The organism is Borrelia hermsii DAH (assembly GCF_023035675.1).
In the GTDB taxonomy this organism is placed as follows: Bacteria; Spirochaetota; Spirochaetia; order Borreliales; family Borreliaceae; genus Borrelia; species Borrelia hermsii.
This window is the reverse complement of sequence record NZ_CP073136.1, coordinates 675,791-688,325: the sequence shown is the minus strand read 5'-3', so window position 1 is coordinate 688,325 and position 12,535 is coordinate 675,791. Positions and strand designations below refer to the sequence as shown.

Genomic DNA, 12,535 nt, shown 5'->3' with positions numbered 1-12,535 from the left:
GTTGCATAATTATATCCTAGAGATTAAAGACTTAAGTCATTACTACACTGATAGTAGTAATAAAGTTCTAGATACAATTAATTTAAAAATTAAAAAAAATGAATTCATTACTTTACTTGGTCCATCAGGATGCGGCAAAACAACACTAATCAAAATAATAGGGGGTTTTTTAAATCAAACTGAAGGAAAAATTCATTTCCTATCAAAAGAGATTTCAAAAATTACGCCTAATAAAAGAGAGATTAATACTGTATTTCAAAACTACGCACTCTTCCCACACATGAATGTTTTTGACAATATTTCATTCGGACTTAGAATGAAAAAGACAAACAACAACTTAATAAAAGAAAAAGTAAAAGCCGTACTTTCCCTAATTGACATGCAAAAATACGCCTACAGAAATATTAATGAACTATCGGGTGGACAAAAACAAAGAGTTGCAATTGCAAGAGCTATAATTATGGAACCTAAACTGTTACTCTTAGATGAACCACTCTCAGCTCTTGATTTAAAGATGAGACAAGAAATGCAAAGAGAGCTTAAAAAAATACAAAGAAAGCTTGGAATAACATTTATCTATGTCACACATGATCAAGAAGAAGCATTAACAATGAGCGATAGAATAGTAGTAATGAATGAAGGTGTAATTCTTCAAATTGGAACACCTGAGGAAATTTACAATGAACCCAAAACAAAATTTGTAGCTAGCTTTATTGGAGAGAGCAATATTTTTGAAGGAACTTATGAAAAAGAATTCGTTGTTAATATGTTTGGTAAAGATTTCAAATGTCTTGATAAGGGATTTAAAAATAAAGAATCTGTTGATCTTGTAATAAGGCCAGAAGATGTAAGAATACTACCAAAAGGTCAAGGACATTTAAGTGGAATAATTACTTCAGCAATATTCCAGGGCGTACACTACGAAATGACACTAGAGATTCAAAAATCCAATTGGTTAGTTCAAAGCACAAAACTAACAAATGTTGGAGAAGAAGTTGACATCTCATTAGGCCCTGATGACATTCATGTAATGTGCAAGGAACAATAAAGATGAATAGAATAATTTTAATATTATATACTCTATTCTTATCAATCTTTATTATCTTTCCTCTAGTCATAATAATAACTTTAGGATTTTTTAATGAGCAAAATGAGTTCACATTTGCAAATTTTATAAGATTACTAGAACCAAGCTACTTAAAAATTTTTTCAAGAAGCATAAATTTTGCCTTAATTACAACCATTTTTTGTATACTAATTGGATATCCTACAGCATGGTTTATATCCATGTCAAAAAAAAACGTTCAGAACATGCTCATAATAATGATAATACTTCCTATGTGGATCAATACCTTACTTAGAACTTATGCTTGGATCAGAATATTAGGAAAAAATGGGATTATTAATAATTTGCTCGAAGCAATGGGATTTAAATCCATAGAATTGATCTATAATGAAAAAGCTGTAATAATTGGGATGATATATAATTTCTTACCATTTATGGTCTTACCAATATATATAGGACTCTTGAAAATAAAATATGAATATATTGAAGCTGCAAGAGACCTTGGTGCAAGAATGTGGCAAATATTATTATACATAAAGCTGCCATTAACATTATCATATCTTGCAACAGGGATAATAATGGTATTCATTCCTTCAATCACAGTGTTTATTATCTCAGATTTACTAGGTGGCGCTAAACAAATTTTAATCGGTAATTTAATTGAAAAACAATTTTTATTCGTAGAGGATTGGCATACTGGAGCTGCTATTTCATTTATTGTCATGATAGTAATATTAATATTTAATTTAACAATACTTAAATTAATGCACAAAAACAACATAGAATAAGGATATTAATATGCTTAAAATACTAAAAAATACTTTTTTATTTTTGACATTTGGATTTGTTTATGCGCCCATATTAATTTTAGTAGTTTATTCTTTTAATGCAGGAGACAATGGATTTTTTTATCAGGGATTTAGCCTAAAATGGTACAAAGAAGTCTTTGTATCACATCAAATAAAAACGGTCATATATAATACTTTACTAGTAGCAATACTATCGTCCTTAATTTCAATTGCAATTGGTATCCTGGGAGCTTACAGTATTTACAAAACAAAAAATAAGAAAATAAAAACTATTCTCTTATCAATAAATAAAATACCAATAATTAATCCTGATATTGTAACAGGAATTAGTTTAATGACATTTTATTCTTTAATAAAAATACAGCTAGGTTTCTCTACAATGCTAATGTCACACATAATCTTCTCAACGCCTTACATAATAATAATAATCCTGCCTAAACTATATTCTCTTCCAGAAAATATTATTGATGCAGCTCGTGATCTTGGGGCATCAGAGAGTCAAATTTTTAAAAACATAATATATCCAGAAATAATTGGAAGCGTGGTAACAGGAGGCCTTATTGCATTTACATTATCGGTTGATGACTTTTTAATATCATTTTTCACAACAGGCCAGGGGTTTAATAACTTATCAATACTAATAAATTCTTTAACTAAAAAAGGTATAAAACCCATAATTAATGCCATTTCTTCTATATTATTCTTTGTAATACTGAGTCTATTATTTATTATTAACAAATGTGTGGGGATCAAAAAACTAACAGTAGATACAGAAATTTAACAATAAGGAGTTTATTTTGAAAAAAATTTTAGTATCAATAACAATTTTGATAGTCATCTCTTGTTCTTTCCAAAAGAAACAAAATACTCTTAGTATCCTTAACTGGGCAGAATATATTGATGAAGAATTAATAGCCCAATTTGAAAGAGAAAATAAAGTAAAAATAAATTATGAATGCGTCAACAACAATGAAGAAATGATGGCAAAATTTAATAACACAAAAGGTTATTATGATATCATAGTTCCATCAGAATATTTGGTTGAAGATTTAGTAAATGCAAATAAAATTGAAGCTCTAGACCATTCAAAACTGCCAAATGTAAAAAATAACATATTAAGCGAACTTAAAAGTCTAGAATATGATCCTGGTAATATTTATTCTGTACCTCTCTTTTGGGGAGTAATGGGAATACTTTATAACAAAACCAAAGTTGACATAGAAGATATGAATGAATTTGATATACTATTTAATGAAAAATACAAAAAAGAAATTGCAATGTTAGACTCCCCAAAAGAAAATATTGGGGTCGCACTTAAAAAACTTGGTTATTCCTTAAATGAACACAACATATCTAAAATCAAAAAAGCCGAAGAATTATTAAAAAAACAATCCCCCTTAGTAGTGGGCTATTTCTCAGATATTGCTGCAAAATCACTAATGCTAAATGGTGAAGCATCCATTCAACTAACATGGAGCGGAGAAGCATTAGATGCAATGCACAAAGACCCAAATTTAGACTTTTATGTACCTAAAAGCACAAATCTCTGGATTGATGTCATGGCAATTCCAGCAGACGCACCTAACAAAGAACTTGCCCATAAATTCATAAACTTTCTTTATGAAAACGAGGCATCTTATGCAAACTATAAAGAGACAAACTATAACTCACCAAACAAAAATGTGTTTAAGCAATTAAAGGAAGAAGCAAAAGACAATCCTGAAATTAATCTATACTTAGAAGAAAGATTTGTTCCAAAAAACTTTTCAACACACGAAGTATTTAAAATGATACCTAAAAAAATAAAAGAAGAACAAATGAGAATATATGTAGAATTATCATCTTAACAAGATCTAAGGCACCTTTTAAATGAAAGGTGCCTTTTAATCAAGGTTTAGTAGAATTTAAAAACTGATTTTTCAATCCCAAAAAAGCTATAGAGAAAATAATAATAATACCTAAAAACACTTGATAAAACAAAAACGGCATGATATCAAGTGGGGATATAGCCCCTTTTGCAATATTCATTACGCTTATCATATGCATACCATATGGTAAAGCACCAATTAAAGCACAAGAAGAAATTGAAAGTAATGCCGCACAACGCTTAGGACATACAGAGTTAGCCTCAGATATACCCTTAGTAACAGTCTCATTAACCAAAATCGCAAGACCACTATTTGAAAGAAAACCCGTTACCATAACTATTAAAAAAGTAATTGTAAACTCAGCACTTCTCCTACACTTAGCTAGATACTTCAATTTAGTTAAGATCCACTCAAAACCTCCATGGCTAATAGTCATATAAGAAATTCCTCCTGTAAAAATAACAAGAATAAGCATCTCACTTAAATCTAAAAGCCCCACATTAATCTTTTGAGCCATTAAAAGTAAAGTTAAATCACCATTTAAAATACCAATACCACCAGCAATCAATATTCCCAAAAATAAAACTAAAAATACATCTACTCCTAAGAACGCAAAAATTATAACAAAAAGGTAAGGTATCACTTTCAAATAACTTATCTCACCAAGCTCAACATTAACTCCAACACCACCAACATAAGAGCCTAAAATAGCAAATGCTACAGTCGACAAAATAGATGCAGGAAATGTAAAAAAAACACCATTCCTAAAAACATCTATAATTTTAACTCCTTGCGTACGACTTGCAATAATAGTTGTATCTGATATTAAAGACATGCTATCACCAAAAGCACCGCCCCCAAGCACAGCTCCCGCAACCATTGGCAATGGAATACCACTCTTACCTGCTATCTCGAATCCAATTGGAGTAACAGCCACAACAGTTCCAAGGAAACTACCAGTTGCAGTAGAAAGGAAAAGGCATATTAAAAATATTCCTGCTACCAACAAATTAGCGGGTATATACTTAAGTCCAATATTTGCTACGGTTTCAATGCTACCTATTTCCTTGCAAACAGCAGAAAAAGCACCTGAAATCAGAAAGATGAAGGATATAAATATAATATCAGTCTGTGAGCATCCTTCAATAAATTCATTCAGCTTCTCTATAAACGAACCCTTGAATAAAAGGAATGCAGTAACAACAGCTAATAACATAGCAATTATTGGTGGCATCTGATAAAAAGCCATCTCTACACCTTGCATCTCTAAAGCCACTCCTGTTCCCACATAAACAATAATAAAAACAAGGAAAGGAACAAGCCCTAAAAAATTCGGCCTTATATGACTACCTTTGTTCATTTTAAACCCCCTATATAATCCATATATTTATGAATTACTACTTGGATTTCTTATTCGACTTAAGAAATCCAAAATAAATTTAATTTTTAGCAACAACCTAAAAAATCCCTCTATACCAAGACCAATCATAAACAAAATCACAAAAAACAGAAAAATAGTTGACAAATAAAACTATAACTACCTATGGAAGGAACAAGATTCCCAACTCCATATGAAAACTGCGATCTGACAAACGCAAACAACTATGTTTAGAGGAGAACAATTTTTATGATAAGGAATGCCATCATCAACAGATATTTACTTTGCAACTTTACCAGAAATAAATACAACGATCATATCATTAATCAAAAAACATCATCAACTATAACAGGAAGAAATATAACTATACAATCTGTAAAACTCCGCCTAGCATCAAACTCTCAGCTAAAAATCTATTCCAACCATTTCTTACTTATCATTACAACAAAAAATTTGCCTTTAAACATCGAGAAGAAATTAAATCAACCATCTCTCTCCTTACTAAACCTTTTTTGAAACACATAAATAACTACAAATTTGCATAAATTTCAATAATCTCACAATACCTCCAATAGAAGCCCTTTACATGAAACCAATAAAACAAATAACTCGCAATATTCATAAAAACAATCCATATAAAACTAACATAACTTAAGACTAATACTCGAAAGAGTTTCAACACTACATATCTTCTTAGAAAGGACAGAAAAATATCTTGCCAATAAAAAACCAATAAAAGACAAAAATCCAACAAAATCGAATTTAACTTCAATGTCAATATTTTTCATCTAAAACTCCAAAGATAAAAAGCAGTAAAACAAATTATCTTAATTAATTATAAGTTTTAAAAACATAGATATATATTTTAAATATTATACCACAAAACAAGATATTTAAGGATTTTATTTAAAAATAAATTCATACTGAATAAAAAATTAAAGCTTGAAGATAAAATTACAAGTTAAATATACCAAGATTATTGTTTTGAAAAATAATAATCTTATTAAAACCAATCAAGATAAAATAAGAAAATCATCCAAAATAGCATTAAACATCTACAACAAAAAATAAAGTAAATATAATATTTGATCTTATCAATTTAGTAATTGTAAACCTAATATCTTCAATACCTACTACATCTTACGCCAAAAATGATCCTTTTCTAAAACCATATTTGCTTCAACTGGTCCTTCTGAACCATAAAAATAATCCCAATTCTTAATGTCTGACCACTTATCAAGAATATCTGATACAAATTCCCAAGAACTATCAATCTCATCATTACGAGCATACAAGGTTCTATCGCCCAAAAAAGCATCAAAAAGTAATCTCTCATAAGATTCACCAAAAAATTTGTTAAATGAAGCATGATAAGAAAATTCCATATTAGCTTCTTGAATCTCATAATTATATCCCGGGCGCTTAGTATTAAACTTAATTTCAATACCATCTCTTGGTTGAATTCTAAAAATCAAAGCATTTGAAAGATTATTTAACTCAGTATTAAAAATAGTAAACCCGGGCTTTTTAAACTGAATATATATTTCTGAAAATTTCCTCACAAGTGCTTTTCCCGTCCTAATATAAAAAGGAACCCCAGACCAACGCCAGTTATCAATAAACAATTTCATAGCCAAATAAGTCTCAGTATTTGAAGTACTTAAAAACTCAGCTTCTTCTCTATATCCTTTTTTTAAAATCCCTTGTACCTGAGAACACACATATTGTCCTTTAACAATATAATTTTGCATGGTCTTTCTATTTAATTTTTTTAAACTTTTTAAAACCTTCACCTTTTCGTCATGAATAAAATCAGCATTAAATCCAATGGGAGGTTCCATTGCAATTAAACTTAAAAGTTGCAAGATATGATTCTGAACCATATCTCTTAAGGCGCCAACAGAATCATAATACTCAGCCCTACCATCAATACCGGCCTCCTCTGCCACGGTAATTTGAACAAAATCCACATAACGATTGTTCCAAATATTCTCAAAAATAGAATTCCCAAATCTAAATGTAAAAATATTTTGAACGGTTTCTTTACCTAAATAATGGTCTATCCTGTAAATTTGTTCTTCTTTAAACACAGAATAAAGAAGAGAGTTTAAACACCTGGCTGTATCAAGACTACTACCAAAAGGCTTTTCAAGAATAATCTTAGACAAGTAAGAAGTATTATTAAATGAATATGGCTTTAAATTCTCAATTATAGCCTCATAAAACTCAGGAGATGTTGAGAGGTAATATATCCTCTCTCTATTATCTAAAAGAGACGATAATTTTACATAAGCATCCTTTTCTCTAAAATCTCCTGACAAATAAACAAAAAATTTTAAAAAATCATCAACTAAAACAGTAGACTCTTCTTGCCACAAAGAGTCTTTAACATAAATATTAAGTTCCTCATCAGTAAAGCTTCTTCGTGAGAATCCAATAATCCTAAAATTACTAATATGGCCATCCTTATATAAATTAAAAAGAGAAGGGATAAGTTTTCTTCTAGACAAATTGCCAGTAACACCAAATATTACAACATCAAAATTAGATACATTCTTTTCTCTCATAAAAGATCTCCAACAGGTAATTATACTATTATTGTCACATCAAAAACTATGTTGCAATTCCCTTGCTAAAATAGCTATACCTAACTTAAATTTAATCACAACAAAAAAGGTTTAAAACAAATACCATAAATTCTAAAAAATCAAATATTGGTATAGTGTATAATATAAAGAAATGAAAAATTTATCACTATTTACAGACTTTTACGAACTCTCAATGATGAATGCTTACTTCACAAAAAATATCAATCCAAAAGCCAAATTTGAAATGTTTTTCAGGAAAACACCATTTAAAAATGGATACATAATTTTAGCAGGAATTCACACATTAATTAATATTCTAAAAGAATTACATTTCAGAAAAGAAGAGATTGAATATTTAGAAAGTCTAGAATATTTTGACAAAAAATTTTTAGAATACTTAAAGACACTTAAATTAAATATAAAAATAAGCTCAATAGAAGAAGGAAGAATCGTTTTCCCACATGAACCCATATTAATCATTGAAGGTAATTTAATTGAACTCTTACTCATAGAAGGACTGGTGTTAAATACAATAAATTTTGAAAGCCTAATTGCAACTAAAACAGCAAGAATTAAAGAAGCCGGAGCTACAAATCTAGCGGAATTTGGTCTTAGAAGAGCTCAAGGAATTAATGGTGCGCTCTCAGCAAGTAAAGCTGCTTATATAGGGGGTGCTGACTTTACAAGCAATGTACTTGCAGGATATAAATACAATATTCCCGTAACTGGCACAATGGCTCACAGCTGGGTAATGAGTTTTAAAAGTGAAGAAGAAGCTTTTTGGGAATACGCTAAAATATATCCAAACAATGTAAGTTTACTAATTGACACCTATGATACACTTAACAGCGGACTTAAGAATGCAATAAAAGTTTTTAAAACACTAAAGAGAAAAGGACACAAAAATTTTTCTGTTAGAATTGATAGTGGTGACCTTGAATACTTAAGCAAAGAAGTTAGAAAAATACTTAATGAAAATGGGCTATTTGAGGTAAAAATTATTATATCAAACGAACTTGATGAAGATATTATTATGTATTTAAACTCAATTCATGCTCCCATCGACTGCTGGGGAGTAGGAACCAATCTAGTTACTGCAAAAGGAGAACCCAATCTTTCAGGAGTGTACAAAATGATATCAATTCAACAAAACGGTAAATTTATTCCTAAAATGAAAATATCAAATAACGTTGACAAAGCAACACTACCCTCTCAAAAAGGGGTTGTCAGAATATACTCAAATGCACAAATGATTTTTGATCTAATTTTTTTAAAAGAAGAAGAGGAGGAAATAAAAGAAATGCTAAACTTAAAAAAGAAATTTACAATTTTTCACCCTATGCAAGATAATATATTCAAAGAAATAAAAACATATGAAAGTTTCGAATTTTTAATACATACAGTTTTTGAAAACAGTAAAATCTGTCAAAACTCAAAATCAAGTCTAGCACATATAAGAAAAAGGGTTCAAAGCGACCTTAAAAAAATTGATCATACATACAAAAGGCTCATAAATCCACACATATACAAAGTAAGTATTACAGAAAAATTAAAAAACTTAAAGAACAAACTCACTAAAGAAAACAAAATACGATAACACTATGTACAAGATATACAAAACAAACAAAGTAAGTAGAATCTACAATAAAATTAAAGAACTAACTCAAAATGATGACATATTTAAAAAAGAAACTATTATCCTTTTAAAAAGGAACATTCTAGGCGAAGAAATTAAGAAATATCTAGCAACCCTGAATGAAGTTTCATATAACCTCAATATAAAACAAAACATAACGAAAACGATATATAACCTTTCAACAGAAAACCAAAATATAAAAAATTTCTTAGAAAATAATACTTTGCTACTGTACTCAGAAACAGAAAAATTTATCCTGTATCACATATTAAAAGACAATAAAATAAAAAATATCAAGCAATTTAAATCAACAAAAAATAGATATATCTTTGCAGCAAAGATAATAACTTTATTTCATAAATACTACTCTAAATTTTCAAATCTAATTGATAATTGGAGACAAAATGAACTTTTATTTGAAGACAAGAATAAAATCCACTACGAATCCATGCAAAAGGAAATGTTTGAAAAACTATTTGAAAATCAAATCAACATTCTTGATTTACATAAAAAAATAGAACAAGAAATAACAGATAATCGGCAAAGCATTGAAACAAAGAAAATAATAATCATTGGAGAGACTAGAGAAATTGACAGAAAAATTTTACACTGCTTGCAAAAAATTTTCGACATTACAGTATACGAGTTAATACTTGAAGATATAACTCAAATCAAATCTATCCTCATAGACGAACTCGTACCACTAAAAATCAAAAAATGCAACTCAAAGATACAAATAGAACAAGAAATTGACATCCAATTATTTGAAGAGAAAAATTTCTTAGCAAGTTTCAAAAACAATATCATAAAAGGTACTCCTCTATCAAACTTAGATAATAGTTTTAAAATAATAGAAGCAAAAACAAAAAAACGAGAGGTAGAAATCCTAGTAAACAATATTTTACATTCAACACAAAATAATAATTTAAAAATAAATGATATTGTAATAACTTGCCTACCAAAAGATATGAACATGTACTTACCATACATAGAGGAATTTTTAAATAAATACGAACTTGAGTTTACTATTCTGGATTCCAAAGATGTCTCAAAAAGTAAAAGCGTAATAGCACTAAAGCAATTAATGAAACTCTTCATTTCAACCAGGGGAACGATTAGTAATTTTAACAGAAAAGAAATAATTGAATTTTTAAGTAACACAAAAGTAATGAATAAATTCAACATCTCAATAAGTGAATTAGAATACCTAATAAAATTTAGTGACGCAGTGAATATTAATTTTGGAATGAATGATATTCATAAAGAAAGCTTATCTTATGATAAGAACTTTTTAAATTCGTGGGAAGATGGTTTTAACAGATTTCTCACATCTGCGATTTTTAATTGCAAATATGAATGCAAGAATTGCCAAGAAAGTATAAGCTTTCAAGATCCAGATTCAATAATAAGATTAATAAGCATAATAAAAAGCCTATATGAAGATATAATGTACTTTAAAGAACAAGAATATACAATATATGAATGGGCAGAAATAATGGATATCTTCATAGATAAATATATTAAACTTGAAAATAACAATAAAATTGATGAATATATAAATACAAGAATACAATACCTTAAAAATTTTTCAAAAGACTTTAATGAAAATCTTCACAAAGATTACTTGGCAAAAATTAAAGACAGAAAAGTTGATTTTGCGCTCTTTAAAGTAATGCTTGAGGAAAGCATAGAACAAAAAGCATATCAAGTAAGTAATCAAAATACAGGCATACTTGTTGCAAGCTCTGATAAAATCGAATATTTACAAAAATCTGAAATCCACTTCTTAGGAAGTCATCAATTAAACGCAAGCATTCATTTTGATAACATGGATTTACTCAATGAATACTATGACTATATCAATCTGGAGCAAGATAACATTTCAAATTTAATTAAGATAATCTTTGCAGCATCAAACAAGTTCTATCTCTATTACTCGCTAAGCGAATCTCTAAATCCAGATATCAATAAACCTAAAGTAATAAATAAAATAGTAAATTATATAAAAGACATGGGACTGGAACTAAAAATTGAAATACACCCAAATGAAAATTATGATTTTGAATACTTCAAATACGAAAAAGCCAATTACCTAATCAACTATGACATAGAGGCTTTTAATATTGCAAAATCACTACAAAAAGGCAAACATCCGCACTTTAAACAGAAAAGACTCAAATTAAAAAAACAAATCACACTAGAAATAGAAGATATCAATAAAGCCATAACTAATCCATACAAATACTTTTACGAAGATATATTAAATGTACACATCAAAGACATAAGCCAAATTAGTGAAATTAAAGAAAAACAAGAGGAGCAAATTATTGATATTGAGAATTTTAATTATAAATTAATGAATAATTTCATACCAATACATGAATGCATAAAAGATGAACCCAATGAACACATAGCAGACAGAATAGATAACATTATTGAAAATCAAATTCAAAGAGGAATAATTCCCATAAACATCAAGAAAGAAACCATAAAAGAAGAATTTATAGTAAAGCTCAATGAAATTAAAAATAATATTACTGCAAGTTTCCAAGAATTCTTCAAAATGCAGGAAACTGATATCATATTAAATAAAAGCATACCCATTAACTTCGAAGGCGAAACATTAGAATTTAAATTAAATGGAAAACTTAAAAACATATATAAAATAGATAATCGATATTATTACGTCAATTTAGAAAAAAAAGATTATGGTCAAGACAAAATTATTAAAAAAATAAACCTATATATAATAGGACTAATGTTAAAAAGTGCAATTGAAAACATAGATTCAATTCAAGAAATAAGAATAACTTATGAGACTTCTAAATTATCCCTTGGTAATCAATATACAAATGAAGAAATAAACTCCATAGATCTTGAAAATCTACTAAAACAAATAGCATATATTTCAAGCTATCCTACTCCCATTTATAAAGATTTAATACAAAAAAGTCTAATTAAAATAAAAGATATAAACGAATTTCGGGAAGTACTAAAAAAACAAATCAAATATCCGCAAAAAAGCATTAGTATTAACAAATCCATGGAATTTATTCTTCAACAAAGAGATATAACATGGTGTCCATATTACAACAGATTTAAAGACACTCACGCTTTAAATATAGACGACAACTTAGAAAAATTACTTCAAGATTTTTATGCTAAATTTATTAAGGTGCAAAGTTAATCA

9 protein-coding genes are annotated in these 12,535 nt (G+C 28.4%); 6 read left to right on the top strand and 3 right to left on the bottom strand.

Annotated features, from left to right (window positions below; genetic code table 11):
- Position 1: 1 nt before the first annotated feature.
- From bhDAH_RS03260 to bhDAH_RS03245, 4 genes are read left to right on the top strand one after another with little or no spacing between them, the layout of a single operon-like run.
- Positions 2–1,048, top strand: coding sequence for an ABC transporter ATP-binding protein (locus bhDAH_RS03260; protein WP_012422392.1), 1,047 nt, complete (start codon positions 2–4; stop codon positions 1,046–1,048).
- Positions 1,049–1,050: 2 nt separating this feature from the next.
- A complete protein-coding gene (locus bhDAH_RS03255) occupies positions 1,051–1,854 on the top strand; it encodes an ABC transporter permease (protein ID WP_043924473.1) in 804 nt (267 codons plus the stop codon).
- A 10-nt stretch (positions 1,855–1,864) separates the two neighbouring features.
- Positions 1,865–2,656, top strand: a complete 792-nt coding sequence (locus bhDAH_RS03250) for an ABC transporter permease (RefSeq protein WP_012422390.1) — start codon at positions 1,865–1,867, stop codon at positions 2,654–2,656.
- Positions 2,657–2,672: 16 nt separating this feature from the next.
- Positions 2,673–3,722: an ABC transporter substrate-binding protein gene (locus bhDAH_RS03245; RefSeq protein WP_012422389.1), complete on the top strand. Its 1,050-nt coding sequence runs from the start codon at positions 2,673–2,675 to the stop codon at positions 3,720–3,722.
- Positions 3,723–3,762: 40 nt separating this feature from the next.
- On the opposite strand, the gene bhDAH_RS03240 is transcribed toward bhDAH_RS03245, so the two are convergent.
- From bhDAH_RS03240 to zwf, 3 genes are all read right to left on the bottom strand, one after another.
- On the bottom strand, positions 3,763–5,103 hold the full coding sequence (locus tag bhDAH_RS03240) for a Na+/H+ antiporter NhaC family protein (RefSeq protein ID WP_045245638.1): 1,341 nt from the start codon (positions 5,101–5,103) through the stop codon (positions 3,763–3,765).
- A 659-nt stretch (positions 5,104–5,762) separates the two neighbouring features.
- The gene (locus bhDAH_RS03235; RefSeq protein WP_154645709.1) at positions 5,763–5,909 is read right to left on the bottom strand and encodes a hypothetical protein; all 147 of its coding nucleotides are present in this window, start codon (positions 5,907–5,909) and stop codon (positions 5,763–5,765) included.
- A 345-nt stretch (positions 5,910–6,254) separates the two neighbouring features.
- Positions 6,255–7,688: a glucose-6-phosphate dehydrogenase gene (zwf, locus tag bhDAH_RS03230; protein ID WP_012422387.1), complete on the bottom strand. Its 1,434-nt coding sequence runs from the start codon at positions 7,686–7,688 to the stop codon at positions 6,255–6,257.
- Positions 7,689–7,860: 172 nt separating this feature from the next.
- Here zwf and bhDAH_RS03225 point away from each other — a divergent pair, with 172 nt between their 5' ends.
- Together bhDAH_RS03225 and bhDAH_RS03220 are read left to right on the top strand one after the other, a co-directional pair.
- Positions 7,861–9,306, top strand: coding sequence for a nicotinate phosphoribosyltransferase (locus bhDAH_RS03225; protein WP_012422386.1), 1,446 nt, complete (start codon positions 7,861–7,863; stop codon positions 9,304–9,306).
- Positions 9,307–9,310: 4 nt separating this feature from the next.
- The gene (locus bhDAH_RS03220) at positions 9,311–12,532 is read left to right on the top strand and encodes a PD-(D/E)XK nuclease family protein (protein ID WP_012422385.1); all 3,222 of its coding nucleotides are present in this window, start codon (positions 9,311–9,313) and stop codon (positions 12,530–12,532) included.
- Positions 12,533–12,535 lie beyond the last annotated feature (3 nt).

Excerpts from the sequence above, each read along its gene's own strand:
- bhDAH_RS03220 (WP_012422385.1), top strand. The coding sequence starts at position 9,311 with ATGTACAAGATATACAAAACAAACAAAGTAAGTAGAATCTACAATAAA.
- zwf (WP_012422387.1), bottom strand. The coding sequence starts at position 7,688 with ATGAGAGAAAAGAATGTATCTAATTTTGATGTTGTAATATTTGGTGTT.
- bhDAH_RS03240 (WP_045245638.1), bottom strand. The coding sequence starts at position 5,103 with ATGAACAAAGGTAGTCATATAAGGCCGAATTTTTTAGGGCTTGTTCCT.
- bhDAH_RS03255 (WP_043924473.1), top strand. The coding sequence starts at position 1,051 with ATGAATAGAATAATTTTAATATTATATACTCTATTCTTATCAATCTTT.
- bhDAH_RS03235 (WP_154645709.1), bottom strand. The coding sequence starts at position 5,909 with ATGAAAAATATTGACATTGAAGTTAAATTCGATTTTGTTGGATTTTTG.
- bhDAH_RS03250 (WP_012422390.1), top strand. The coding sequence starts at position 1,865 with ATGCTTAAAATACTAAAAAATACTTTTTTATTTTTGACATTTGGATTT.
- bhDAH_RS03225 (WP_012422386.1), top strand. The coding sequence starts at position 7,861 with ATGAAAAATTTATCACTATTTACAGACTTTTACGAACTCTCAATGATG.